The sequence below is a fragment of the Variovorax sp. PMC12 genome (assembly GCF_003019815.1).
GTDB lineage: Bacteria > Pseudomonadota > Gammaproteobacteria > Burkholderiales > Burkholderiaceae_C > Variovorax.
Genome location: NZ_CP027773.1, coordinates 2887950 through 2912771, shown reverse-complemented (window position 1 = coordinate 2912771; position 24822 = coordinate 2887950). Strand labels below are relative to the sequence as shown.

23 protein-coding genes are annotated in these 24822 nt (G+C 68.4%); 18 read left to right on the top strand and 5 right to left on the bottom strand.

From position 1 onward, the window contains the following. The first annotated feature begins 3 nt into the window (after positions 1-3). Positions 4-666: an HAD family hydrolase gene (locus C4F17_RS13655; RefSeq protein WP_081268497.1), complete on the top strand. Its 663-nt coding sequence runs from the start codon at positions 4-6 to the stop codon at positions 664-666. Here the strand turns inward: C4F17_RS13655 and C4F17_RS13650 are convergent. Next, positions 612-1280 carry a lipocalin family protein gene (locus C4F17_RS13650; protein ID WP_106935588.1) on the bottom strand — a complete coding sequence of 223 codons (669 nt, stop codon included), beginning with the start codon at positions 1278-1280 and terminating at the stop codon, positions 612-614. The genes C4F17_RS13655 and C4F17_RS13650 overlap by 55 nt on opposite strands. A 256-nt stretch (positions 1281-1536) precedes the next feature. Here C4F17_RS13650 and tal point away from each other — a divergent pair, with 256 nt between their 5' ends. From tal to C4F17_RS13635, 3 genes are all read left to right on the top strand, one after another. Next, on the top strand, positions 1537-2493 hold the full coding sequence (gene tal / locus C4F17_RS13645) for a transaldolase (protein WP_106935587.1): 957 nt from the start codon (positions 1537-1539) through the stop codon (positions 2491-2493). Positions 2494-2495: 2 nt separating this feature from the next. After that, positions 2496-4049, top strand: a complete 1554-nt coding sequence (gene pgi, locus C4F17_RS13640) for a glucose-6-phosphate isomerase (protein WP_106935586.1) — start codon at positions 2496-2498, stop codon at positions 4047-4049. A 139-nt stretch (positions 4050-4188) separates the two neighbouring features. Then, positions 4189-4521 carry a DUF805 domain-containing protein gene (locus C4F17_RS13635; RefSeq protein ID WP_081268493.1) on the top strand — a complete coding sequence of 111 codons (333 nt, stop codon included), beginning with the start codon at positions 4189-4191 and terminating at the stop codon, positions 4519-4521. Between the two features lie 67 nt (positions 4522-4588). On the opposite strand, the gene C4F17_RS13630 is transcribed toward C4F17_RS13635, so the two are convergent. Then, the gene (locus C4F17_RS13630) at positions 4589-5638 is read right to left on the bottom strand and encodes a 4-hydroxythreonine-4-phosphate dehydrogenase PdxA (protein WP_081268492.1); all 1050 of its coding nucleotides are present in this window, start codon (positions 5636-5638) and stop codon (positions 4589-4591) included. A 38-nt stretch (positions 5639-5676) separates the two neighbouring features. Beyond that, positions 5677-6660, bottom strand: coding sequence for a Bug family tripartite tricarboxylate transporter substrate binding protein (locus C4F17_RS13625; protein ID WP_106935585.1), 984 nt, complete (start codon positions 6658-6660; stop codon positions 5677-5679). A gap of 93 nt (positions 6661-6753) precedes the next feature. Between C4F17_RS13625 and C4F17_RS13620 the strand changes: the two genes are divergently transcribed. The 14 genes from C4F17_RS13620 (at position 6754) to C4F17_RS13555 (ending at position 22700) form a co-directional block, all read left to right on the top strand. Further along, complete coding sequence (locus C4F17_RS13620) at positions 6754-7683, top strand: LysR family transcriptional regulator (protein ID WP_199851947.1); 930 nt, start codon at positions 6754-6756, stop codon at positions 7681-7683. A 194-nt stretch (positions 7684-7877) separates the two neighbouring features. Next, positions 7878-9188, top strand: a complete 1311-nt coding sequence (locus tag C4F17_RS13615; protein ID WP_106935584.1) for an ABC transporter substrate-binding protein — start codon at positions 7878-7880, stop codon at positions 9186-9188. 153 nt (positions 9189-9341) lie between these two features. Further along, a complete protein-coding gene (locus C4F17_RS13610; protein ID WP_081268489.1) occupies positions 9342-10199 on the top strand; it encodes a carbohydrate ABC transporter permease in 858 nt (285 codons plus the stop codon). 12 nt (positions 10200-10211) lie between these two features. Beyond that, positions 10212-11048: a carbohydrate ABC transporter permease gene (locus tag C4F17_RS13605; RefSeq protein WP_106935583.1), complete on the top strand. Its 837-nt coding sequence runs from the start codon at positions 10212-10214 to the stop codon at positions 11046-11048. Positions 11049-11218: 170 nt separating this feature from the next. Next, on the top strand, positions 11219-12259 hold the full coding sequence (locus tag C4F17_RS13600; protein WP_106935582.1) for an ABC transporter ATP-binding protein: 1041 nt from the start codon (positions 11219-11221) through the stop codon (positions 12257-12259). Positions 12260-12344: 85 nt separating this feature from the next. Next, the gene (gene dalD / locus C4F17_RS13595; RefSeq protein ID WP_106937543.1) at positions 12345-13739 is read left to right on the top strand and encodes a D-arabinitol 4-dehydrogenase; all 1395 of its coding nucleotides are present in this window, start codon (positions 12345-12347) and stop codon (positions 13737-13739) included. Then, positions 13736-14524, top strand: coding sequence for an L-iditol 2-dehydrogenase (locus C4F17_RS13590; RefSeq protein WP_106935581.1), 789 nt, complete (start codon positions 13736-13738; stop codon positions 14522-14524). The genes dalD and C4F17_RS13590 overlap by 4 nt, the downstream gene beginning before the upstream one ends. A gap of 143 nt (positions 14525-14667) precedes the next feature. Then, positions 14668-15339, top strand: coding sequence for a transaldolase family protein (locus tag C4F17_RS13585; protein ID WP_106935580.1), 672 nt, complete (start codon positions 14668-14670; stop codon positions 15337-15339). 30 nt (positions 15340-15369) lie between these two features. Continuing rightward, positions 15370-16338 carry a carbohydrate kinase family protein gene (locus tag C4F17_RS13580; RefSeq protein WP_106935579.1) on the top strand — a complete coding sequence of 323 codons (969 nt, stop codon included), beginning with the start codon at positions 15370-15372 and terminating at the stop codon, positions 16336-16338. 11 nt (positions 16339-16349) lie between these two features. After that, positions 16350-17306, top strand: coding sequence for an AraC family transcriptional regulator (locus C4F17_RS13575; RefSeq protein ID WP_081268082.1), 957 nt, complete (start codon positions 16350-16352; stop codon positions 17304-17306). A gap of 33 nt (positions 17307-17339) precedes the next feature. Further along, entirely contained in the window at positions 17340-18809 is a 1470-nt protein-coding gene (gene xylB / locus C4F17_RS13570) for a xylulokinase (protein ID WP_106935578.1), read from the top strand. Between the two features lie 157 nt (positions 18810-18966). Further along, positions 18967-20217: an arsenic transporter gene (locus tag C4F17_RS13565; protein WP_106935577.1), complete on the top strand. Its 1251-nt coding sequence runs from the start codon at positions 18967-18969 to the stop codon at positions 20215-20217. Between the two features lie 21 nt (positions 20218-20238). After that, positions 20239-21585: an MFS transporter gene (locus C4F17_RS13560; RefSeq protein ID WP_106935576.1), complete on the top strand. Its 1347-nt coding sequence runs from the start codon at positions 20239-20241 to the stop codon at positions 21583-21585. Beyond that, positions 21582-22700: a metallophosphoesterase family protein gene (locus tag C4F17_RS13555; RefSeq protein ID WP_106935575.1), complete on the top strand. Its 1119-nt coding sequence runs from the start codon at positions 21582-21584 to the stop codon at positions 22698-22700. The genes C4F17_RS13560 and C4F17_RS13555 overlap by 4 nt, the downstream gene beginning before the upstream one ends. 109 nt (positions 22701-22809) lie before the next feature. Here the strand turns inward: C4F17_RS13555 and groL are convergent, their stop codons facing one another. Next, positions 22810-24462, bottom strand: a complete 1653-nt coding sequence (gene groL / locus C4F17_RS13550; RefSeq protein WP_081268077.1) for a chaperonin GroEL — start codon at positions 24460-24462, stop codon at positions 22810-22812. A 29-nt stretch (positions 24463-24491) separates the two neighbouring features. Continuing rightward, positions 24492-24782 carry a co-chaperone GroES gene (locus C4F17_RS13545; RefSeq protein ID WP_007835162.1) on the bottom strand — a complete coding sequence of 97 codons (291 nt, stop codon included), beginning with the start codon at positions 24780-24782 and terminating at the stop codon, positions 24492-24494. Positions 24783-24822 lie beyond the last annotated feature (40 nt).

The following is a 24822-nucleotide window of genomic DNA, read 5'->3' as shown; positions in this document are numbered from 1 at the left end:
GCCATGAACGTGGTTTTCGATCTGGGCGCCGTGCTGTTCGCATGGGAGCCCGCCCGCCTGGTACAGGCTCACCTGGCGTCCCATGCACCCACCGAGGCCGCCGCGGCCGCGATGGGGCGGGCGCTTTTCCATCACGACGACTGGACAGGCTTCGACTGCGGCACCCGCACGCTGGATGACGCCATCGCCCGCATGTCGGCCCGGCTGGCACTGCCGCCGGAGCCGTTGCACGCGATGCTGCAGGGTCTGGGCGAGCGGCTGGAGCCGATCCCGGTGACGGTGGCCATGCTCGAGCAGCTCATGGAACACCGCGAAGCCGGCCAGCCGCTGCGGCTGTACTACCTGTCGAACATGCCCGCGCCCTACGCCAGGGCCATCGAGCGCCGGCATGCCTTCATGCGGCGCTTCGACGGCGGTGTGTTCTCTGGCGACGTGAAATTCCTCAAGCCGGAGCGCGAGATCTACGAGGTGCTGGCCATGCGCCATGGCCTCGACCCCGAGCAGACGGTGTTCATCGACGATTCCGCCGCCAACGTGGAAATGGCCCGTGCCTTCGGCTGGCACGCCATCCATTGCACCTCGCCGGCCATGCTGCCTTCGCAGCTGCAGCGTTACCTGCCGGTGAGCACGACCTTGTCGGTGTCGAACCCCAGGCTGCGGGCGTAGTCGAGTTCGGCTTCGAGCACGGCGGCATCGAGCCGCGGCGCGCGCGACAGCACCCAGAGGTACTGCCGGTCCGGCGTGCCGACGAGCGAGACCTGGTATTCGCGGTCGAGCTTCAGGATCCAGTAGTCGCCCCACACCAGCGGCAACCAGCTGAGCCATGCCGGCGCAAAACGCACTTCGAGGCGGCCCGCGCCGGGCTGTCCCGCCACGGGCACCACGCGCGCGGTGCCGACGGCCTCGTCGAAGTTGCCGTCCTCCCGAACGCAGCGGTTGACGACCTGCACGGTGCCGTCGGGCTGCGGCGTGTATTCCGCGGTGACGGGGCCGGCGCATTGTTTCTGGAATCGATTGGGAAGGCGGGCCTGCTCGTGCCACATGCCGGCATAGCGCTGCAGGTCGACCGGGGCCACCACCTGCAGCGGCGCGCGCATCAGCGGAGCGCCGTCGGCCGGGCCGGCCGGCTGGGCACGTGCGGTGCGAGCCGCCCCCAGCGCCAGCCAGGTCGCGACGCCGCCCACCACGAAGGCCGTGGCCATGGCGCCGATCGCATGGCTGGTGCGGCGGTCGTCGAAAGGTCGGACGGCGGGCGCCGTGGGGCGCGGGCGTTGGGTCATGGGGCACTCCTGGAAGGGATGGAAAAGTTCAGCATCCGCTTCAGGGTAAGTGGGGGGCGGGCGCCCGGCCGTCAGTCGCGGACCACAGCCGCTGTAGGGCGAGGAGGCCGGACGCGCCCCATGAAGAAGCGGACAACCCCACGGGCATCAGGCTGATGGAGCCGCGTGGAAACCCGTGCTACGGTGCGCATGAAAACATCGGCCAACGCGCAACTGCGTGCAGGACTTGTCATAACCCGCACAGGATAATGATTTCATGAACCAACTCGATGCCCTCCGCCAGTGGACCACCGTCGTCGCCGACACCGGTGACTTCAAGCAACTCAGCGTTTCCAAGCCGCAGGACGCGACCACCAATCCGTCGCTGATCCTCAAGGCCGTGCAGAAGCCCGAATACCGCCCGCTGCTCGACGAGACCGTGAAGAAGCACGCGGGCAAGCCGCTCGACGAGGTCATCGACCGCCTGCTGGTGCGCTTCGGCACCGAAATCCTCTCCATCATCCCGGGCCGCGTGTCGACCGAAGTCGACGCCCGCCTGTCGTTCGACACCGCCGCGACCATCGCGCGCGGCGAGCGCATCGTGGCGCTCTACAAGGCCGAAGGCATCGACACCGAGAAGCGCCTGCTCATCAAGGTGGCTTCCACGTGGGAAGGCATCGAGGCCGCGCGCGCGCTCGAGCAGAAGGGCATCCGCACCAACCTGACGCTGCTGTTCTCGTTCGCGCAGGCCGTGGCCTGCGGTGCGGCCGGCGTGCAGCTCATCTCGCCGTTCGTGGGCCGCATCTACGACTGGTACAAGAAGACGGCAGGCGCCAAGTGGGACGAGGCCGCCAGCGCCGGCGCGAACGACCCCGGCGTGAAGTCGGTGCGCCAGATCTTCGAGTACTACAAGCAGCACGGCATCAAGACCGAAGTCATGGGCGCGAGCTTCCGCAACGTCGGGCAGATCAAGGCGCTGGCCGGCTGCGACCTGCTGACCATCAGCCCCGAGCTGCTGGCCGAGCTGGCCGCCAGCAACGAGCCGCTCGAACACGCGCTCGACGCCAAGGCCGCGGCCAAGGGCGACGCGCCCAAGGTGAGCTACGACGAAGCCGGCTTCCGCTTCGCGCTCAACGAAGACGCCATGGCCACCGAGAAGCTCGCCGAAGGCATCCGCGCCTTCGCGGCCGACGCGGTGAAGCTCGAAAAGCTCATGCAGGAAAGCGGCAAGTAGACATGGCCATGCAACTTCGCTGCGACCGTGCGCCGGCCTGGGCGCAGCTGCAATCTGCCTTCGATATCGCGGGCCGCCAGTTCGACGTGCGCCATGCCTTCGTCGACGACGCCGGCCGATTCGAGCGCTTCAGCCAGGAGGCGCCATATGTGTTCGCCGACCTGTCGAAGAACCTGATCGACGCGCGCACGGAAGAGCTTCTGCTCACGCTGGCCCGCGAATGCGGCCTCGAGGCGCACCGCGACGCCATGTTCGCCGGCGAGCACATCAACAGCACCGAAGACCGCGCAGTGCTGCACACGCTGCTGCGCGCGCCGGCCGATGCGCCCACCGGCCCGAAGACCGCGAACGAGCTGCGCGAAGTGCACGCCACGCTCGACGCGATGCTGGCCTATGCCGAGAAGGTGCGCGCCGACCACACGATCACCGACGTGGTGAACATCGGCATCGGCGGCTCCGACCTCGGACCGCAGATGGCTGTGCTGGCGCTGGCCGAGTTCGCCGCGCCGGGCAAGCGCTTCCACTTCGTGTCGAACGTCGACGGCCATGAACTGGCGGGCGTGCTGAAGGGCCTGGCGCCCGAGCACACGCTCTTCCTCATTGCCTCGAAGACCTTCACCACGGCCGAGACGATGACCAACGCGCAGTCGGCCAAGCGCTGGTACGAGCAATCGGGCGGCACCGACATCGCGGGCCACTTCGCGGCGCTCACCACCAACGTGGAAGCGGCGAAGAAGTTCGGCATCGACACCACCTTCGGCTTCTGGGACTGGGTGGGCGGGCGCTATTCGCTCTGGTCGGCCATCGGCCTGCCGATTGCGCTGGCCATCGGCGCCGACGGTTTCCGCCGGCTGCTGGCAGGCGCGCATGCCATGGACGAGCACTTCCGCACCGCGCCGCTCGCGCAGAACCTGCCGGTGCGCCTGGGCCTGCTCGACGTCTGGTATCGCAACTTCCACAAGTTCGCCAGCCGCGGCATCGCGCCGTACCACAGCGCCCTGAAGCGCCTGCCGGCCTACCTGCAGCAGCTCGAGATGGAAAGCAACGGCAAGCAGGTCGATGCGGACGGCAAGCCGGTGGCATTCGGCACCTCGCCGGTGCTTTGGGGCGAGCCGGGCACCAACGGTCAGCACGCCTACTTCCAGATGCTGCACCAGGGCACGGACGTGATCCCGCTCGAATTCGTGGCGGTGCGCGACGCCGCGCACGACCTCGAAGGCCATCACCCCAAGCTGCTGGCCAACGCGCTCGCGCAGGCGCAGGCGCTGATGGTCGGCAAGCTCGACGAGGGCGGCCACAAGAACTTCCCGGGCAACCGGCCCAGCACCTTCTTCGTGTTCGAGAAGCTCACGCCCGAATCGCTGGGCGCTTTCCTCGCGATGTACGAGCACCGCGTGTTCACCAGCGGCGCGCTGTGGGGCATCAACAGCTTCGACCAGTGGGGCGTGGAGCTGGGCAAGGTGCTCGCCAGGGACATCGAACCGCGCCTGGCTTCGGGCGACATCACCGGCCTCGACGCCTCCACGGCCGGCCTCCTCAAGCGCCTCGGCAGCTGAATCGACCGCCCGGAATGCACTGAATAAGCCGTTTGTTTGCGAGCAGATGGCTGTTTTTGGCTGTATTTGTGGTTGAAAGATGCGCCGATATGATCGGCCCAGGGAAATTTCCCTGGGATCAATCAAGAGGAGCCGATAAATGGATTTTCAAACAGCGGTCAAGACCTGCTTCAACAAGTACGCCGACTTCACCGGCCGGGCCACGCGCTCGGAGTACTGGTGGTTCGTGCTTGCCGAGGTGGTCGTTCTCATCGTGGCGAGCCTTATCCACCAATACGTGTACGTGATCGCCGCGCTGGCCTTCCTGCTGCCCGCGCTGGCGGTGGGCGCGCGCCGCCTGCACGACATTGGCAAGAGCGGCTGGCTCCAGCTGCTGATGCTGATCCCGGTCATCAACCTCGTGCTGATCTATTTCTACGTGCAGCCGACGCAGCCGGAGCCCAACGCCCACGGTGCGCCGCCGGCCGCCTGAACATTGAAGCGGCGCCGTTAGGCGCCATGGTTTCCGAGGGCCGCGCAAGCGGCCCTTTTTGTTTGCCTCAGCCGGCCGGCACGCGCACCGGCGCGCCGCTGGCCATGCGCACGCACAGGTCGAAGGCCTGCTGCAGCCCCTCGATCTGCGCGATGCCCCGGCCCGCGATGTCGAAGGCGCTGCCGCTGGCCGACGTGGCCACCGGCACCGGCAGGCCGCCGTGCAGGGTCACGCCCTGCTCGAAGCCCATGAGCTTCATCGCGATCTGGCCCTGGTCGTGGTACATCGACACCACTGCGTCGACGTCGCCGCGCCGCGCGCCGATGAACACCGTGTCGGGAGAGAACGGGCCGCGCGCGTCGAAGCCTTCGGCGCGCAGTCGCTCGATGGCTGGCGCGATGATTTCGATTTCTTCCATGCCGATCGAGCCGCCGTCGCCCGCGTGCGGGTTGAGCCCCGTCACCGCGATGCGCGGATGCGCCACGCCCGAGCGGCGCAACGCGGCGGCGATGATCTTCACCGCGTCGCTCACGCCCTGCACGGTGATGTGGCTCGCCACGTCCTTCAGCGGAATGTGCGAGGTCACGCGCGAGGTCCAGAGCGAGCCGGTGAGGTTGAACTCGCAGACGAAGCCGGTGACGGCGAAGCGCTCCTGCATGTAGCGCAGCTCGTCCTCGTGCACCAGGCCGCCCAGGCGCAGCGAATGCTTGTTGAGCGGCGCGAACAGGATCGCGTCGGCCTGGCCGCGCCGCACGGCGGCGGTGGCCAGCTCCAGCGCCTCGAACGACGCCCGGCCCGATGGCTCGTTCGATTCGCCCAGCACCGGCTCCTGCCCCTGCATCCAGTCCTTCGCGAGCAGGGTGGGCCGGCCGTCCTCGAAGCGCAGCGTGTCGAGGCTGTCGGCCGTCAGCACATCGAGCTTCGCGCCCGCCACCCGCTCGCCGGCCGCGAGCACGACCGGGTCGGCGATCAGCAGCACGCGGGCCGCATCCAGGTTGCGCTGGCGCGCCAGCAGCTTCACGGCCATTTCGGGGCCGATGCCGCTCGGGTCGCCGAGCAGCACGGCGATGCGGGGCTTGGCGAGTGTCACGCCGGGGGTTGGGGATGGGGTGGGCATGTTGTCGGATGCGTTGTGGAAAAAAGGTAGCGGCCGGCTCACTCGGCCTTGATGTTGGCTTCGCGCACGAGCTGGCCGTAGTGCTCGAACTCCTGCCGGTTCATGGCCGCGAAGGGCTCGCCCGTCAGGCCGCCGGGTTCGCCGCCCAGCGCCTTGATGCGCGCCTGCACGTCGGCCAGCTTCAGCGTGCGGCCGAGTTCGGCGCTCAGCCGCTCGACCGCGGGACGCGGCGTACCGGCCGTCACGTACAGGCCGTACCAGGTGGACACGTCGGCGCCCTTGATGCCCTGCTCGGCCAGCGTGGGCACGTCGGGCAACTCGGGCGAGCGCTGGGGCGCGCTCACGGCCAGCGCGCGGAACTTGCCGGCCTTGATCTGGCCCATGGCCGAGGAGGTGCTGTCGAACATCATGTCGACCTCGCCCGCGATGATGTCGACGTGCGCCTGCGAGCTGCCCTTGTAGGGCACGTGGATCGACTTCATGCCGGTGGACAGGTTGAAGGCCTCGCCGCCCACGTGCTGCGTGCTGCCGATGCCTGAAGAGGCGTACTTGAAGCCGCCCGGCTTGGCAGCCATGGCCGCCACGAGATCCTTCACCGACCTGTAGGGCGAGCTGGCCGACACCACCAGCACGTTGGGCATCACCGCCACCAGCCCGATGGGTTGCAGGTCCTTGAGCGGGTCGTACTTGAGCTTGAGGATGTGGGGCGCCACCGCCTGTGCGGTGTTGGTGGCCAGCAGCAGGGTGGCGCCGTCGGCCGGCGCGCGGGCCGTGAGTTCGCCCGCGATGGTGTTCGAGGCGCCGGGGCGGTTCTCGACCACCACCGTCTGCTTGAGGGTCTGCGAGAACTTGTCGGCCAGCACGCGCGCCAGGATGTCGGTGCCGCCACCGGGCGAGGCGCCGACCATGATGCGCATCGGCTTGTCGGGGTAGGGCGCCTGCGCAACGGCCGTGAGCGGCGCCATCGGGGCCAGCAGGGCCGCCGCGAGCCCCGCCGCGCGGGCCAGCAAAGAAAGCTTCATCGGGTTGTCTCCAGCATGTTATGGCGCCGAGCGTACGGAGCTTCGGGTTTGCGATCCAATCGAAAAAGCCGGGGAATCCATATACTTTTGTGCATGACTCCCGGCCTCACAGACGCTTCGCTGATGCTCCATGTGCGGCCACGCCAGCTGCTCCTGCTGGCCCGGCTCGACACCCACAGGCACCTCGGCCGCGCGGCGGAGGCCATGAACATCAGCCAGCCGGCGGCCACCAAGCTGCTGCAGCAGCTGGAAGACTCGCTCGGCGAACGGCTCTTCGAGCGCCTTGCGCGCGGCATGGAGCCGACGCCCTACGGCCAGATCCTGATCCGCTATGCCCACCGCGTGCTCAGCGACTTCGGCACCGCCCGCGAGGAGATGCTGGCGCTGCGCTCCGGCCTGAGCGGCGCGCTGCGCGTGGGCAGCGTGCCGGGCGCGGTGCCCGAGCTGCTGGCGCCGGCGCTGGTGGAGTACCACCGGCGCCATCCGCAGGTGGCCGTGTCGGTGGTGGTCGAGACCAGCGACGTGATCCAGGCGCAGCTGGAGCAGGGCGACGTCGACCTCGTGCTGGGCCGGCTCACCGACGGGCACGACGAGGCCAGGTACGCGAGCGTGCCGCTGCTGGGCGAGTCGCAGGTGGTGGTGGTGCGCGCCGGGCATCCGGTGTTCGAGCGCGCCAACCTCACGCTGGCGGACATGGCGCACTGGTCGTGGGTGCTGCAGCCGCCGGGTTCGCCGCAGCGCGGGCGCTTCGAGGCGGCGATGCGCGAGGCCGGCATCCGGGCGCGGCTGGACATCATCGAAACGGCATCGCCGATCGCCATCACGGCGCTGCTCGAGAACTCCGACATGGCGGCCGTGATGCCCGCCTCGCAGGCCGGCCACTACGCCCGGCTGGGCGTGCTGCGCACCGTGCCGATCGAGCTGCCGGTGCGCGTGCCGCCCATCTGCCTCATCACCCGCGAGGGCCGGCCGCTGTCGCCGGCGGCGGTGCAGTTCCGGCGCCAGCTGCTCGGCGGCGTGTGAGGCGGTGTGTTTGAGGCCTTTGGACCGCCCCGTATGCATGCTGTATTGCGCTGACTAGGGAATCTCCCAGTCAACTGGTGCATGAAAGTACCAGTGCCGACATTCGAAGTACCAAAGCCGCAGGCGCGCTTCTCCAGAATTCCCGGCACGGCGACCCGACAACAACAGGGCGTCGCTCACCTCTAGGAGACAACATGAAGCGTTTTCTGAAAGCGGGCTTCGTCCTCGCACTCATCGGCACGGGCGTCGTTTCCCAGGCCGCCACCGAACTCGTGATCGCGACCGTCAACAACGGCCACATGATCGAGATGCAGAAGCTCACGCCCTTCTTCGAGAAGGCCAACCCCGACATCAAGCTCAAGTGGGTCACGCTGGAAGAAGGCACGCTGCGCCAGCGCGTGACCACCGACATCGCCACCAAGGGCGGCCAGTTCGACGTGATGACCATCGGCCTGTACGAGGCGCCGATCTGGTCGAAGAAGGGCTGGCTCAAGCCCATCGCCACCGATGCCGCCTACGACATCGACGACCTGCTGCCGGCCATCCGCAACGGCCTGTCCTACGAGGGCAAGCTCTACGCGGCCCCGTTCTACGGCGAGAGCTCCATGCTCATGTACCGCAAGGACCTGGCCGACAAGGTGGGCGTGAAGTTCGCCGACCAGCCGACCTGGGCGCAGGTCAAGGAGTTCGCCGACAAGGCCAACGACCCCAAGAACGGCGTGTACGGCATGTGCCTGCGCGGCAAGCCGGGCTGGGGCGACAACATGGCCTTCCTGACCACGCTGGTCAACACCAACGGCGGCCAGTGGTTCGACATGCAGTGGAAGCCGCAGGTCGACACCAAGCCCTGGAAGGATGCGATCACCTTCTACGTCGACATGATGAAGAAGGACGGCCCTCCGGGCGCCTCGGCCAACAGCTTCAACGAGAACTTGGCGCTCTTCAATGAAGGCAAGTGCGCGGCCTGGGTGGACGCCACCATCGCGGCTTCGTTCATCAGCGACCCGAAGCAGTCGAAGGTGGCCGACAAGGTGGCCTTCGCGCAGGCACCGACCGCCGTCACGCCCAAGGGCGCCAACTGGCTGTGGTCGTGGAACCTCGCGATTCCCGCCAGCTCGACCAAGGACGACGCGGCGCAGAAGTTCATCAAGTGGGCCACTTCCAAGGACTACATCAACCTGGTGGCCAAGGAAACCGGCTGGGCCTCGGTGCCGACCGGCACGCGCAAGTCGACCTACGCGAACCCCGAGTTCCAGAAGGTCGCGAAGTTCGCCGAAGCCGAGAAGAAGGCCATCGACAGCGCCAACCTGACCGACAGCACGCTGCCCAAGTCGCCGTACGTCGGCGTGCAGTACGCGGCGATTCCCGAGTTCCAGGCCATCGGCGTGGCGGTGGGGCAGCAGATGAGCGCGGCGCTGTCGGGCAAGGTCACGGTGGACCAGGCGCTGAAGACCTCGCAGACGGCGGCGGAACGCGAGATGAAGAAGGCGGGCTACTACAAGTAAGCCAAGCCGGGCTTGCTCCCTCCCCCGCTGGGGGAGGGTCGGGGTGGGGGCACGCGGCGCTCGCGACAACGCCGCGCCTGAACAGGGGCAGCCCCCATCCCAGCCTTCCCCCAAAGGGGGAAGGAGCCAGAGACAACAAGAAGGGACTTGCCCATGAAAAGACTCCTGCCCCGCGCCCTCATGGCGCCCGCGGTGCTCACGCTCTTCCTCTGGATGATCGTGCCGCTGCTGATGACGTTGTACTTCTCGTTCGTCAACTACAACCTCATGCAGCCCGGCGAGCGCACGTTCGCGGGCATCGAGAACTTTCACTACTTCGTCACCGACCCCGACTTCTGGCCCGCCACATGGAACACGCTGCTGCTGATCGGCAGCGTGATCGTCATCACCGTGGTGCTGGGCGTATTGCTCGCGCTGCTGGTGAACGAGCCCTTCCCCGGGCGCGGCATCGTGCGGGTGCTGCTGATCTCGCCGTTCTTCGTCATGCCCGCGGTCAACGCGCTGCTGTGGAAGCACATGATGATGAACCCCATCTACGGCGTGCTGGCCGACCTGTGGCGCTTCTTCGGTGCGCAGCCGGTGGACTGGCTCACCGACTTCCCGCTGCTGTCGGTGATCATCATGGTGGCCTGGCAGTGGCTGCCCTTCGCCTGCCTGATCTTCATCACCTCGCTGCAGTCGCTCGACCGCGAGCAGATGGAGGCCGCGCGCATGGACGGCGCGAGCCCGGTGCAGCGCTTCTTCTATCTCACCATTCCGCACCTCGGCCGCCCGATGGCGGTGGTGATCATGATCGAGATGATCTTCCTGCTCAGCGTGTTCGCGGAGATCGCCATCACCACCAATGGCGGCCCGGGCAACGCGAGCACGAACATGACCTACATGATCTTCAAGCAGTCGCTCATGAACTTCGACGTGGGCGTGGCTTCGGCCGGCGCCCTGTTCGCGGTGGTGCTGGCGAACATAGTTGCCGTGTTCCTCATCCGGATCATCGGCAAGAACCTCGACTGAGGCGCACACGTCATGCAACAACAACAAGCCCCCAGCAATTTCCTGCCGCAGGCCATTCGCACCGTGGGTGCGTGGGCCGTCGCGCTGCTGCTGTTCTTTCCGCTCGGCTGGCTGTTCCTCACGGCCTTCAAGACGGAACTGCAGGCCATCCACGTGCCGCCGCTTTTCATCTTCGAGCCCACGCTCGACAACTTCGGCGAGGTGCAGCGCCGCAGCGACTACCTGCTGTATGCGCGCAACTCGCTCATCACCAGCCTGGGCTCGACCGTCATCGGGCTGCTGATCGCGGCGCCGGCGGCGTATTCGATGGCGTTCTTTCGCACGAAGAGAACGCGCGACATCCTGATGTGGATGCTCTCCACCAAGATGATGCCGGCCGTGGGCGCGCTGGTGCCGATCTACGTGCTGGCGCAGACCGCCGGCATGCTCGACTCGCTGCCCGCGCTGACCATCGTGTTCACGCTGTCGAACCTGCCGATCATGGTGTGGATGCTCTACAGCGCCTACAAGGACATTCCCAACGAGATCCTGGAGGCCGCGCGCATGGACGGCGCCAGCCTGTGGACCGAGTTCCGCCACGTGGTGCTGCCGCTGTCAGTGGGCGGGCTCGCATCGACCGGGCTGCTGTGCCTGGTGCTGAGCTGGAACGAAGCCTTCTGGGCGCTCAACCTCACCTCGGCCAAGGCCGGCACGCTGGCCACGCTGATTGCCTCGTACTCCAGCCCCGAGGGCCTGTTCTGGGCCAAGCTGTCGGCCGCCTCGCTGATGGCCATCGCGCCCATCGTGGTGTTCGGCTGGTTCAGCCAGAAGCAGCTCGTCCAAGGCCTGACCTTCGGTGCCGTGAAATGAACACCACCCCCAGTCTTCGCGCACTTCGTGTCGCTTCGCCAACCCCCTCGCGGGGGCGCCGCCAGCGGCCCGGCAAAGCCGGTTCCGCGGCAGCTCCCGGATTGCGCTGCGCGCTCTCAAGCGCTGTGGGCACCTCGTTTGCCCGCTCACAAAACATCAAGGAGTCGTGAATGGCCTACCTCGAACTCAAGAACATCAAGAAGAGCTTTGGTGACATCCACATCATCAAGGGCGTCGACCTGCAGATAAAGAAGGGCGAGTTCATCGTCTTCGTCGGGCCCTCGGGCTGCGGCAAGTCGACGCTGCTGCGGCTGATTGCCGGGCTGGAGCCCATCACCAGCGGCAACCTGCTGCTCGACGGCAAGGACATCACCTGGACGCCTTCGGGCAAGCGCGACCTGGCGATGGTGTTCCAGAGCTACGCGCTGTATCCGCACATGAGCGTGTACGACAACATGTCGTTCGCGCTCAAGCTGGCGGGCGTGCCGAAGGACGAGATCAAGACCAAGGTCGAGTACGCGGCCAAGACGCTCAACCTTACGCAGTACCTCGACCGCACGCCCAAGGACCTCTCGGGCGGCCAGCGCCAGCGCGTGGCCATCGGCCGCGCCATCGTGCGTGCGCCCAAGGTGTTCCTGTTCGACGAGCCGCTGTCGAACCTCGACGCGGCGCTGCGCGGCAACACGCGGGTGGAGATCCACAAGCTGCACCGCGCGCTCGGCGCCACCACCATCTACGTCACGCACGACCAGGTGGAGGCCATGACGCTGGCCGACCGCGTGGTGGTGCTCAAGGACGGGCTGATCGAGCAGGTCGGCACGCCGCTGGAGCTGTACGACCACCCGGCCAACCAGTTCGTCGCGCAGTTCATCGGCATGCCGTCGATGAACATGGTGGCGGCCAATGCCATTCCCAGTTTCTCGGCCGCCACCGGCGGCAGGCTGCCGAGCGACGGCTTCCTGGGCGTGCGGCCGGAAGGCCTGCGCGTGCATCCGAAGCAGGGCGCGCCGGTGAGCGACGTGCAGGGCCGCGTCGAGCTGATCGAGGCGCTGGGCGCCGACACGCTGATCCACGTCGACGTGGGCGGCGTGCCGCTGATCGCGCGGCAGAACGACCGCACGCCGCTGCAGGCCGGCGACGACGTGGCCGTGGAGCTCGATCCGTCGGTGCTGCACCTGTTCAACCGCGAAGGCCGCTCGGTCGGCGCGTGATCGATTCCAGATTTCTTCCAACGCCTTTTCAACGGACATTCCCGTGACCATCGCGCAAATTCCACCGGCTCCCACGGAGTTCACGGTGCTTCATCTCGGCCTGGGCTCGTTCCATCGGGCCCACCAGGCGGTGTACCTGCAGCGGCTGATCGACGCGGGCGACACCCGCTGGTCGCTGTCGGGCGCCAACATCCGGCCGGATATGGCCGACATCGTCGCGGCGCTGCAGGCGCAGGGCGGGCGCTACACGCTCGAGACCGTGTCGCCCGCGGGCGAATACCGCTACGAGCAGATCGACGCCATCCGCGAGGTGCTGCCGTGGGAGCGCTCGCTGGCGAACGTGGTCGCGCGCGGCGCGGCGCCGTCGACCCGCATCGTGTCCTTCACCGTGACCGAGGCCGGCTACTACCTCGACAACAAGGGCAGGCTGGACCTGTCGTTCAGCGACCTCGCGGCCGATGTGGAACGCGCGCGCAAGGGCGAGGCCGGCGGCGACAACGTGACCATCTACGGCGCGGTCTGCGCCATCCTGCGCGCGCGCAAGGCGGCCGATGCCGGCGCCGTGACGCTGCTGAACTGCGACAACCTGCGCCACAACGGCGAGCGCTTTCGCGCCGGGCTGCTGGAGTTCATCGAACTCGCGGGCGACGCCGGCCTGCTGGCCTGGGTGAACGCGAACACGCGCTGTCCGAACGCGATGGTCGACCGCATCACGCCGCGCCCGCCGCCCGAGCTGCGCGCGCGCGTCAAGGCGGCCACTGGGCGCGACGACCCGGCGGCCATCACCGGCGAGAGCTTCATCCAGTGGGTCGTCGAGGACGACTTCGCGGCCGGCCGGCCCGACTGGGGCCGCGTGGGCGTGGAGCTGGTCGAGTCGGTGCAGCCGTACGAAGAGGCCAAGATCCGCATCCTCAACGCCACGCACAGCTGCATTGCCTGGGCGGGCACGCTGGTCGGGCTCGGCTTCATCCACGAAGGCACGCACGACGCGGCCATCCGCAGGATGGCCTTCGACTACGTCACCGACGACGTCATTCCGTGCCTGACTCCCAGCCCCATCGACCTCGCGGCCTATCGCGACGTGGTGCTCGACCGCTTCGGCAACCCCGCCATCCGCGACACCAACCAGCGCGTGGCGGCGGACGGCTTCTCGAAGATTCCCGGCTTCATCGCCCCGACGGTGCGCGAGCGGCTGGCGGCGGGCCAGGGCATCGACAGCGTGGCGATGCTGCCCGCGCTGTTCCTGGCCTTCCTGCAGCGCTGGCACCAGGGTGCGCTGCCCTACGCCTACCAGGACCAGGGCATGGACGAAGCGGTGGCGCATGCAATCTGCGATGCGGCCGACCCGTTTGCTGCGCTGTGCGCCGATGCGGGGCTGTGGGGCAACATCGCCGGCGACGCCCGGCTGGTCGACGCGGTGCGCCGCGCCGACGAGCGCGTTGCGCGCTTCGTCGCAGAAAAAACAGGGAGCAAGCCATGAACGCCCGCCTTCAAGACCGTCATGTGCTGCTGACCGGCGCGGGAGGCGGCATCGGCCTGGCCGTGGCGCAAGCCTGCATCGCCGAGGGCGCGCGCTGCACGGTGGTCGACCGCGCCACCGCCGCGCCCGACGCGGTGCGCGCGCTGCAGCAAAAGCAGCCGGGCAAGCTTGCCTACATCGCTGCCGACGTGACCGACACCGCCGCCATCACCCACATGCTGGCGCAGGCGCAGGTCGCCTTCGGGCCGGTGCACACGCTGTTCAACAACGCCGCGGTGTTCGACCTCGCGCCGCTGCTGGACAGCGACGAGGCGTCGTTCGACAAGCTGTTCGCGGTCAATGTGAAGGGCATGTTCTTCGTGATGCAGGCGGTGCTGCGGCACATGGTGGAAGCGGGCACGCAGGGCGCTTCGGTCATCAACATGGCCTCGCAGGCCGGACGCCGGGGCGAGGCGCTGGTGTCGCACTACTGCGCGACCAAGGCGGCGGTCATCAGCTACACGCAGAGCGCCGCGCTGGCGATGGCGCCGCACGGCATACGTGTCAATGGCATTGCGCCCGGTGTGGTCGATACGCCGATGTGGGACCATGTCGACAGCCTGTTCGCCAAGGCCGAGGGCCTGCCGCCCGGAGAGAAGAAGCGGCAGGTCGGGCTGGCGGTGCCGCTCGGCCGCATGGGCGTGCCGGAAGACATCACGGGGGCGGCGGTGTTCCTGGCCAGCGACGAGGCGCGCTACATCACGGCGCAGACCTTGAATGTCGATGGCGGTAATGTCATGTCTTGAGCTGGGTTGTCGATGAGATCGGTTTTTGTTTTTCATGGGCTTTGTTCGTGGGGCGCTCACGCCGGCGGGGGACATTCGCGGAGGGGAGTACCCGGTGCCCTGCGCACTCACCCCGAAACAGCTCGCCCCACAGGAAGCAACAAATGATTGAAGACTTCCACCTGTACCTCGACAGCGCCGACCTGGCCGAGATACAGACCTGCCTGCCCCACCCGGTGGTGCACGGCGTGACGACCAACCCGACGCTGCTCAAGCGCGCGGGCGTCGGCCGCGCTGCCGTGCCCGGACTGCTCGCGCGCTGCATCGAACTGGGCGCGCGCCAAGTGCAGGCGCAGGTCTGTTCCGAACACGTCGACGGCATGCTCGAAGACGCGCAAGCCTTGTTGCCGCACTTCGACCGCGGCCAACTCGTCATCAAGATCCCCGCCACGCGGCAGGGCCTGGACGCCGGCGCGCGGCTCATCGCGCAGGGCGTGCCCGTCACCTGGACCGCCGTGTACGCGCCCGAGCAGGCCCACTTCGCGGCGCAACTGGGCGCGGCCTATGCGGCGCCGTACCTCGGCCGGCTGGAAGACGCGGGCATCGACGGCCTGGCGCTGATCGCGCAGATGCAGTCGCTGGTGGCGCGGCGGCCGGCCTCGGGTACGCGGCTGCTGGTGGCCAGCATCCGGTCGCGCGAGGCGTATCTTTCGCTGCTGGGGCTCGGCGTGGGCGCCATCACCATTCCGCCGCGGCTGTTTGCCGAACTGCTCGACCATTCCGCGACACTGTCCGCCGAGCGCGGCTTCCTGGCCGATGCGCGCACCTTGCCCTGACCGACGACACCGAATCCCGACCCACACACCATGCGCATTGCACTCACGGGCGAAGCCCTGATCGATTTCACCGCCGGCGAGGCGGGCACCCTGGCATTCCTGGGCCATGAAGGCGGCTCGCCGCTGAACACCGCCGTGGCCTGCGCGCGGCTCGGGCAGCCGACCGGCTTTCTCACGCAGCTGTCGACCGACCTGTTCGGCGAACGGCTGATGGGCTTCCTGCAGAAGAACGGCGTGGACACCAGCTTCATCCTGCGCAGCGGCGCGCCGTCGACGCTGGCCTTCGTCGAGCGCACGCCGCAGACCAACCGCTACGCCTTCTACACGCAGGGCAGCGCCGACGCCACCTGGGCGCCCGAGCCGCTGCCGCAGCTGCCGCCGGAGTGCCGCTTCCTGCACTTCGGGTCGATCTCGCTGCTGCAGGACCCGGCCGCCACGCGCATCGCCGACCTCGTCGCCGCGAACCGGGGGCAGCGCGTGGTCGTGTTCGACCCCAACGTGCGGCCCAGCCTGATCACCGACATGGCCGCCTACCGCAAGCGCGTGGCCGGCTGGTTCGGCATGGCCGACCTGGTCAAGCTGAGCGACGAGGACGCGGCGCTGCTCGCGCCCGGCCAGCCGGTGGACGCGCTGGCCGCCGACTGCCTCGCGGCCGGCGCGCGCGCGGTGATCGTCACGCGCGGCGGCGACGGCGCCACGCTCTGGCGCGCGGGTCGCGCGCCGGTCACGGTGGCCGCGCCGCGCGTCGAGGTGGTCGACACCATCGGCGCGGGCGACACCTTCACGGCGGGGCTGTCGGTCTCGCTGCTGGCGCACGGCGTCGAGCGGCCGGAGCAGCTCGGCGAGCTGGGCGACGACGCATGGCGCGAGGTGATGGCCTTCGCCGCCACCGCCGCCGCCCTCAACTGCACCCGCGAGGGTGCCGATCCACCCACGCTGGAGGCGGTTCACGCCGCGCTGGCGAAGGAAGAAAATACGGCTGTTGCTTCCCGGTCCTGAACCGTGCCGCCATGACGACGTCCACACGCAAACGCTCGGTCCCCCGCCAGCGCCAACCCGAGCTGGAACGCGACTTCGCGCGCTCCCCCTCGCTGGGCTACGAGGCGCCCGAAGAAACCGGCCTGGTGCGCTGCCTGGCGCACGGCTTCCCCAGCCCGCTGGTGCGATGGCACTTCCATGAAGACTACGAGCTGCACCTGATCACCGAGACATCGGGCAAGGCCTTCATCGGCGACTGGATCGGGCCGTTCCAGCCCGGGCACCTGGTGCTGTGCGGGCCGCGCCTGCCGCACAACTGGATCTCGCTGGACGTGCCCGAAGGCGGCGCGGCGGGGCGCGACCGGGTGATCCAGTTCCGCCACGAACCCATCGAGAGCGCGGCCGCCGGCATTCCGGAACTGCGCGAGGTGATGCAGCTGCTGGAGCGCGCGCGCCACGGCATCGAGTTCTTCGGCATGTCGCAGCAGGCACAGGCGCACTGGGACCGCATCAAGGCCGCGCGCGGCGTGCGGCGCCTGGGCCTGTTCCTCGACTTCATGGCCGATCTCTCCCAATGCACCGACTATCGGCTGCTGTCGAGCGTGCAGATGCAGGGCGCGCAGGGCGCGGACGGCGACGCGCAGGTCGACCAGATCAACGGCATCGTCAACCGCATCACCAACAACATGGCGGACCCGATCTCGATGTCCGACGTGGCGGCCGAACTGGGCATGAGCGAAAGCCGCTTCAGCCGCTTCTTCAGGCGCTCCACCGGCAACAGCTTCACCGACTTCGTCAACCGCGTGCGCATCAACAGCGCCTGCCACCTGCTGATGCAGACCGACCACTACGTGACCGACATCTGCTACCAGGTGGGTTTCAACAACGTGGCCAACTTCAACCGGCGCTTTCTCGAGATCAAGGGCATGACGCCCAGCGAATTCCGCCGCCAGGCCGACACGCGCTTCGGCGGCGGCATCTCTTCCTAAGCTTGCCACCAAGCACGAAACCAGGGGGTCATCTTGTATCTTGGACTCGACCTCGGCACGTCCGAGCTCAAGGCGCTGCTGCTCGCCGACGATCACCGCATCGTGGGCGTGGCGCGCGCGCCGCTCACGGTCCAGAGGCCGCATCCGCTGTGGTCGGAGCAGGCGCCGGCCCAGTGGTGGCAGGCGCTCGAGCAGGTCATGGCGCAGTTGCGAGAGGCGCACGGCGAGGCGTTGTCGGCGGTGCGCGCCATCGGCCTGTCGGGGCAGATGCACGGCGCCACGCTGCTCGATGCGGCCGGCGAGGTGCTGCGGCCCGCGATCCTGTGGAACGACGGCCGCAGCGGCGCGCAGTGCGAAGCGCTCACGCGCGCCGTGCCGCGGCTCGGCGACATCGCGGGCAACCTCGCGATGCCGGGCTTCACCGCGCCCAAGCTGCTGTGGGTGCGCGAGCATGAGCCCGAACTCTTTGCCCGCGTGGCGCGCGTGCTGCTGCCGAAGGACTGGCTGCGCTTCATGCTCAGCGGCGAGGCGGTCAGCGAGATGTCCGACGCGGCCGGCACGCTGTGGCTCGACGTGGGTGCGCGCGACTGGTCCGACGAACTGCTCGCCGCCACCGGGCTGACGCGCGCGCACATGCCGCGGCTGGTCGAAGGCAGCGAGGTTTCGGCGCTGCTCAAGCCCGAACTCGCGGCGCGCTGGGGCATGCCGGGCGGCGTGAAGATCGCGGGCGGTGCCGGCGACAACGCCGCCAGCGCGGTCGGCATGGGGCTGGTCGAGCCGGGGCAGGGCTTCGTTTCGCTGGGTACTTCAGGCGTGGTGTTCGTGTCGACCGACCGCTTCCTGCCGAACCCGGCGCAGGCGATGCACGCCTTCTGCCATGCGCTGCCGAAGCGCTGGCACCAGATGTCGGTGATGCTCTCCGCCGCGAGCGCGGTGAGCTGGGCCGCGAAGGCTTTCAAGTTTGCCGACGAGGCCGCGCTGCTCGAAGCGGCGGCATTGGTGCCGTCGGCGCAACGCGAGCGGTGCCCGCTGTTCCTGCCGTACCTGTCGGGCGAACGCTCGCCGCACAACAACCCCGATGCCCAGGGCGTGCTCTTCGGGCTCACGCATGCACACGGGCCGGCGGAAATCGCCTACGCCGTGGTCGAGGGCGTGAGCTTCGGCCTGCGCGACGGCCTCGACACCCTGCGGCTGCCCGAGGGCGCGCTGGCCCTGGTCGGTGGCGGCGCGCGCAGCGCCTGGTGGTCGCAGCTGCTGGCCGACATCCTCGAAGTGCCGCTCACGCTTGGCGAAGGCGGTGAAGCCGGCGGTGCGCTGGGCGCGGCGCGACTGGCCTGGCTGGCCGATGGCGGCACGCTGGAGGCGGTGTGCACGCCGCCCGCGGTGCGCCAGCGCTTCGAGCCCCGGACCGCCGGCGCCGAAGGCCATCGCGCGCGGCATGCGCGCTTTCGCGCGCTGTATCTGTCGCTGCGCCATAGCTTCCAATTGCTGAGCGCAGGCTGACTCTTCGGGCCTGCCACATCGATCGCGCACAGCGACTGCGCCAAGGTGCGCCCGCTGGCCGCGCCGCACTGCGACATTGGCCGACAGGACGCGTGCGTCCGGTCGCCCAGACTCCGCCTCGCCTGTCACACAAACAACCCATCGCGAGGCGTTTGCAATGTCGAGTCATCTGTCCCTCTGGAGCCTCACGGCGGCCGTGACGGCCGGCGTGCTGCTTCGCCCCTTCAACTGGCCGGAGGCGGTGTGGGCGGTCACGGGCGGCGTGCTGGCGGTGGCGCTGGGCCTGCTGCCGCTGTCGGACGCGCTCACCGCCGTCGGCAAGGGCACTGACGTCTACCTGTTCCTGATCGGCATGATGCTGCTGTCGGAAACGGCACGCCGCCAAGGCCTGTTCGACTGGGTCGCAAGCCATGCGGTCCGGCAGGCGAAGGGCTCGCGCAGCCGCCTGTTCCTGCTGGTCTATCTGGTCGGCGTGGTGGTCACCGCCTTCCTTTCGAACGACGCCGCCGCGGTGGTGCTCACGCCGGCCGTCTTCGCCGCCGCGCGCCAGGCCCGCGCGCCGGCGTTGCCTTATCTGTTCATCTGCGCCTTCGTCGCCAACGCGGCGAGCTTCGTGCTGCCGATCTCCAACCCCGCCAACCTGGTGCTCTACGGCGAGCACATGCCGGCGCTGTGGCCCTGGCTCCTGCATTTCACGCTGCCCTCGGTGCTGGCCATCGGGAGCACTTTCCTGGTGTTGCGCTTCACCCAGCGGCGCGAGCTGGCGGGCGGCTGCGAGGTACCGTCGCGGATGGCGCCGCTATCGAGCGGAGGGCGCACCGCGCTGGCCGGCCTGATCGCCACCGCCGTGGTGCTGATGGCCGTATCGGCCATGGACTGGTCGCTCGGCCTGCCGACCTGCGTGATGGGCGTGCTCACCGCTGCCGTGGTGCTGCTGCGTGACCGTTCCAGTCCGCTGCCGCTGCTGCGCGAGGTGTCCTGGACGGTGCTGCCGCTGGTGGCGGGCCTGTTCGTGCTGGTCGAGGCGATCTCCAGGACCGGGCTGACCGAGCGGCTGGCGCAGTGGCTCATGGCGGGCGCGCAGCACGGCGAACGCGCCACGGGGGCCATCGCCGGGACGCTGCTGGCCTTCGGCTCGAACCTGGTCAACAACCTGCCGGCCGGCCTGCTGGCCAGCACCATGGTGCAGCAGGCCCACCCGCCCGCCTCCATCGTCGATGCGCTGCTGATCGGTGTCGATCTCGGCCCCAATCTCTCGATCACCGGTTCGCTCGCCACCATCCTCTGGCTCATCGCGATTCGCCGCGAAGGCGAGGACGTGGGCTTCGTGCGCTTCCTGAAGGTCGGCGTGCTCGTGATGCCGCCGGCCCTGTGCCTGGCGCTGGGCGCACGGCTGTTGACGGCTTGAGTTTTTCAAGGAGACCTCACCATGTCCACCTCGACTCTCGCCGCACCCGGCGCACCATCCGGCGCACCCCCCGGCGTCGGCAACCCCGGCAACGATGGCGATGCCGACCGCAAGCGCGCCACGCGCGCGCTGTGCTCGCTCAACTTCTTCATGGCCGACATGCAGGCCGGCATCGGGCCGTTCCTCGGCGTGTTCCTGCAGCAGCGCGGCTGGCAGACCGGCGCCATCGGCTCGGTGATGACCGCCGGCGGCATCGCCGGGATGCTGATGACGGTGCCGGCAGGCGCCTTCATCGACAGCACCACGCGCAAGCGGCTGGTCGTCGTCGTCACCGGCATCTGCACCGTGCTGGCTTCGTTCCTGATCCTGTGGTCGCAGGCCTGGATCGTCGTCACCACCAGCCAGATCGCCACGGCGATCGCCGGTGCGGCCATCGGTCCGGCAGTCGCCGGCATGACGCTGGGCATCGTGCGCCAGCGCGGCTTCAATGCGCAGAACGGCCGCAACCAGGCCTGGAACCACGCCGGCAACATGATCGGCGCCGGCCTGTCGGGCTGGCTCGGCTACAGGTACGGCATGCCGGCCATCTTCTTCCTCGCGGCGGCCTTCGGCGTGTTCGCGATCGCGTCGGTGCTGGCGATTCCCGGGCGCGTGATCGACCATCGCGCGGCGCGCGGCCTGGAAGACGAGGAGGGCGACAGGAAGGACGGCGAACCCGGGCAGGCCCAGGGCTTTCGCACGCTGCTGCACAACCGGCCGATGCTCATCCTGGCCGCCGCGCTGGCCTGCTTCCACCTCGGCAACGGCGCGATGCTGCCGCTCTACGGCCTGGCCGTGGTCGGTGCCGGGAAGGGCGATCCGGCCGCCTTCACGGCGCTCACCGTGGTGGTCGCGCAGGGCGTGATGATCGTCACCGCGCTGATCGCGATGCGCATGGCGGCCGGGCGCGGCTACTGGCTGGTGATGCTGGTCTCCTTCATTGCGCTGCCGGTGCGCGGCCTGCTGGCCGGCAGCTTCATCGAGTCGTGGGGTGTGTGGCCGGTGCAGGCGCTCGACGGCATCGGCGCCGGGCTGCAGAGCGTGGCGGTGCCGGGGCTGGTGGCCTGCCTGCTCAACGGCACCGGCCGCGTCAACGTCGGCCAGGGCGCGGTGATGACGGTGCAGGGCCTGGGCGCGAGCCTTTCGCCAGCCATCGGCGGCTGGCTGGCCCAGCTCTTCGGCTACCAGCTGGCCTTCTATGTGCTGGGCGGCTTCGCGCTGGTCTCGGTGGCGCTGTGGGTCGGCTTCGGCGCGCTGCTGATGCCGGCCTGTGCGGGCGCGGGCGGCGAGGCGGCTCGCGGTGCCGAACGCAGGAGGGCCGGCGCATGACTTCCTCCATCTACTGGCTCCACGTCGGCGACCTGCACATGGACGAGGCCGACGACTGGGCCGCGCTGCCGCGGCTGCGGCAGATCGTGCAGGAGGCCAACGCACATGCCGCCGATGCCGCCTTCGTCTACCTGCCGGGCGACAACGCCAACCACGCCATCGCAGCGCAGTACGCGGCGATCGTGCAGGCGCTGAGCCCGCTGACGCTGCCCTGGCGGGCGATCCCCGGTGATCACGACTTCGAGGGCGGCAGCCTGGCGACCTACGAGGCTTCCTTCGCGCCGGCGCAGCGGCCGGAGTGCGAAGTCTTCGGCGGTCATCGCTGCATCTTTCTGGATGTGGTGAGCGCGGGCCAGGGCGGCCCCGACTTCCGGCTCAGCGCGCACCACCTGCATCGGGCCACCCGCGAACTCGCGCGGGCGCAGGCCGAAGGGCAGACGCCGCTGGTATTCATGCACACCTTTCCGGGCGACATGGCGGACGGTGGCGAGCAACTGGCGCGCCTGTTCGCCGATGCCCGGGTCGCTTTCGTCGATACCGGCCACACGCACTACAACGAGCTGCTCAACGACGGCTGGGTGGTCTACGGCGCCACGCGCTCCACCGCGCAGATCGAGGAGGACGACGGCCGGCCGGGCTTCTCGCTCGTGTGCGTGCACGACTCGGTGCCGAGCGTGCGGTTCCGCCGCATCGGCCAACCCTGGCCGCACGTGCAGATCGTGAGCCCCTGCGATGTGCGCCTGCTCACCCGCGTGACCGACCCGCGCCAGGTGCCGCGGCCCGGCACGCTGCAGGTCGTGGCACGGCGCATCGGCCACGCCACGGCGCCGATGGAGGTGTCCTTGGACGCGGGCGCACCGTCTCCCATGCAGGACGCGGGCGCCGGCCTCTGGCAGGCCAGCCTGGAGGGTGTCGGTGCCGGCCTGCACCGAGTCGTCGTCGCATGCGGCGAGGCGCGTGACAGCGTCGAGGTGCTGGTCAGGCCGGTGGACGACCTGCCCCGGCGCCACCAGCTGGTCGCGCCGGGCCATGCTTGCCACACCATCGGAGCCTGGGCGCCCGCGGGCATGGACGGCACGCAGCGCGGACCCAACCGCAACGGCGGCGGCTGGTAGGCGGGCGCGCGGCCCCGCGGGCAAAAAAAAAGAGCCGGGCATGCCCGGCTCTTCTTGTTGCTCGACGGATCGAGCGGCTCGGCCGGGAAAGTGTTCCCGGCCTTCGGGCTTACATGCCCATGCCGCCCATGCCGCCCATGCCACCCATGTCGGGCATGCCGCCGCCGGCAGGAGCGTCGTCCTTCGGAGCGTCAGCCACCATGGCTTCGGTCGTCAGCAGCAGCGAGGACACCGAAGCGGCGTTCTGCAGTGCGGTGCGGGTGACCTTCGTCGGGTCCAGGATGCCCAGCTCGAGCATGTCGCCGTACGTGTCGTTGGCGGCATTGAAGCCGTAGTTGCCCTTGCCGGCCAGAACCGCGTTCACCACCACCGAGGCTTCGCCGCCGGCGTTGTTCACGATTTCGCGCAGGGGGGCTTCGATGGCCTTCAGCACCAGCTTGATGCCGGCGTCCTGGTCGGCGTTGTCGCCCTTGACGCGGTCGCCCACGGCTTGCTTGGCACGCAGCAGAGCCACGCCGCCACCAGCAACCACGCCTTCTTCCACTGCGGCGCGGGTAGCGTGCAGGGCGTCTTCGACGCGAGCCTTCTTTTCCTTCATTTCGACTTCGGTGGCGGCGCCGACCTTGATCACGGCAACACCGCCGGCCAGCTTGGCCACGCGCTCTTGCAGCTTTTCACGGTCGTAGTCGCTCGTGGCTTCTTCGATCTGCACGCGCACTTGCTTCACGCGGGCTTCGATGTCGGCAGCAGCGCCGGCGCCGTCGATGATGATGGTGTTTTCCTTGCCCACTTCGATGCGCTTGGCCTGGCCCAGGTCGGCCAGCGTCACCTTTTCGAGCGTCAGGCCCACTTCTTCAGCGATGACCTTGCCGCCCGTCAGGATGGCGATGTCTTCCAGCATGGCCTTGCGGCGGTCGCCGAAGCCAGGAGCCTTGACGGCCACGACCTTCAGGATGCCGCGGATCGTGTTCACGACCAGCGTAGCCAGGGCTTCGCCTTCGACTTCTTCGGCAATGATCAGCAGCGGACGGCCGGCCTTGGCGACTTGTTCCAGCGTGGGGAGCAGGTCACGGATGTTGCTGATCTTCTTGTCGAACAGCAGCACGAAGGGGTTGTCCAACAGCGCCGATTGCTTCTCGGGGTTGTTGATGAAGTAGGGCGACAGGTAGCCGCGGTCGAACTGCATGCCTTCGACGACGTCCAGTTCGCTTTCGAGCGACTTGCCGTCTTCGACGGTGATCACGCCTTCCTTGCCGACCTTGTCCATCGCGTCGGCGATGAGCTTGCCGATGGTTTCGTCGCTGTTGGCCGAGATCGAGCCGACTTGAGCGATTTCCTTCGACGTGGTGGTGGGCTTCGAAGCCTTCTTCAGCTCTTCGACCAGGGCCGTCACGGCCTTGTCGATGCCGCGCTTCAGGTCCATCGGGTTGATGCCTGCGGCCACGTACTTGAAGCCTTCGCGAACGATGGCTTGAGCCAGCACGGTAGCGGTCGTGGTGCCGTCACCAGCGTTGTCGCTGGTCTTGGAGGCCACTTCCTTCACGAGCTGGGCGCCCATGTTCTGCAGCTTGTCCTTGAGTTCGATTTCCTTGGCGACCGACACACCGTCCTTGGTGACGGTGGGGGCGCCGAACGAGCGCTCGAGCACCACGTTGCGGCCCTTGGGGCCCAGGGTGACCTTGACTGCGTTGGCCAGGATGTTCACACCCTCGACCATGCGTGCGCGGGCTTCACCGCCGAAGACTACGTCTTTTGCTGCCATGTTTTATTACTCCGAATGGGATGTTTGAATTACTTCTCGACGACCGCGAACAGGTCGTCTTCCTTCATGACCAGCAGTTCGTCGCCGCCGACCTTGACGGTCTGGCCGCTGTACTTGCCGAACAGGACGCGGTCGCCGACCTTGACGGTCAGTGCGGCCAGCTCGCCCTTGTCGTTGCGCTTGCCCGGGCCCACGGCCAGGACTTCGCCCTGATCGGGCTTCTCGGCGGCTGCGTCGGGGATGACGATGCCGGAGGCGGTCTTGGTTTCGCTGTCAACACGCTTGACGATCACGCGATCGGCCAAAGGACGAAGTTTCATTGCATCTCCTGGATGTATGGATAAGAAACGGGTTTGTGGT

Bases quoted from the DNA above. Each gene is read 5' to 3' on its own strand.
- C4F17_RS13655 (WP_081268497.1), top strand. From the start codon at position 4: ATGAACGTGGTTTTCGATCTGGGCGCCGTGCTGTTCGCATGGGAGCCC.
- C4F17_RS13650 (WP_106935588.1), bottom strand. From the start codon at position 1,280: ATGACCCAACGCCCGCGCCCCACGGCGCCCGCCGTCCGACCTTTCGAC.
- tal (WP_106935587.1), top strand. From the start codon at position 1,537: ATGAACCAACTCGATGCCCTCCGCCAGTGGACCACCGTCGTCGCCGAC.
- pgi (WP_106935586.1), top strand. From the start codon at position 2,496: ATGGCCATGCAACTTCGCTGCGACCGTGCGCCGGCCTGGGCGCAGCTG.
- C4F17_RS13635 (WP_081268493.1), top strand. From the start codon at position 4,189: ATGGATTTTCAAACAGCGGTCAAGACCTGCTTCAACAAGTACGCCGAC.
- C4F17_RS13630 (WP_081268492.1), bottom strand. From the start codon at position 5,638: ATGCCCACCCCATCCCCAACCCCCGGCGTGACACTCGCCAAGCCCCGC.
- C4F17_RS13625 (WP_106935585.1), bottom strand. From the start codon at position 6,660: ATGAAGCTTTCTTTGCTGGCCCGCGCGGCGGGGCTCGCGGCGGCCCTG.
- C4F17_RS13620 (WP_199851947.1), top strand. From the start codon at position 6,754: ATGACTCCCGGCCTCACAGACGCTTCGCTGATGCTCCATGTGCGGCCA.
- C4F17_RS13615 (WP_106935584.1), top strand. From the start codon at position 7,878: ATGAAGCGTTTTCTGAAAGCGGGCTTCGTCCTCGCACTCATCGGCACG.
- C4F17_RS13610 (WP_081268489.1), top strand. From the start codon at position 9,342: ATGAAAAGACTCCTGCCCCGCGCCCTCATGGCGCCCGCGGTGCTCACG.
- C4F17_RS13605 (WP_106935583.1), top strand. From the start codon at position 10,212: ATGCAACAACAACAAGCCCCCAGCAATTTCCTGCCGCAGGCCATTCGC.
- C4F17_RS13600 (WP_106935582.1), top strand. From the start codon at position 11,219: ATGGCCTACCTCGAACTCAAGAACATCAAGAAGAGCTTTGGTGACATC.
- C4F17_RS13590 (WP_106935581.1), top strand. From the start codon at position 13,736: ATGAACGCCCGCCTTCAAGACCGTCATGTGCTGCTGACCGGCGCGGGA.
- C4F17_RS13585 (WP_106935580.1), top strand. From the start codon at position 14,668: ATGATTGAAGACTTCCACCTGTACCTCGACAGCGCCGACCTGGCCGAG.
- C4F17_RS13580 (WP_106935579.1), top strand. From the start codon at position 15,370: ATGCGCATTGCACTCACGGGCGAAGCCCTGATCGATTTCACCGCCGGC.
- C4F17_RS13575 (WP_081268082.1), top strand. From the start codon at position 16,350: ATGACGACGTCCACACGCAAACGCTCGGTCCCCCGCCAGCGCCAACCC.
- C4F17_RS13565 (WP_106935577.1), top strand. From the start codon at position 18,967: ATGTCGAGTCATCTGTCCCTCTGGAGCCTCACGGCGGCCGTGACGGCC.
- C4F17_RS13560 (WP_106935576.1), top strand. From the start codon at position 20,239: ATGTCCACCTCGACTCTCGCCGCACCCGGCGCACCATCCGGCGCACCC.
- C4F17_RS13555 (WP_106935575.1), top strand. From the start codon at position 21,582: ATGACTTCCTCCATCTACTGGCTCCACGTCGGCGACCTGCACATGGAC.
- groL (WP_081268077.1), bottom strand. From the start codon at position 24,462: ATGGCAGCAAAAGACGTAGTCTTCGGCGGTGAAGCCCGCGCACGCATG.
- C4F17_RS13545 (WP_007835162.1), bottom strand. From the start codon at position 24,782: ATGAAACTTCGTCCTTTGGCCGATCGCGTGATCGTCAAGCGTGTTGAC.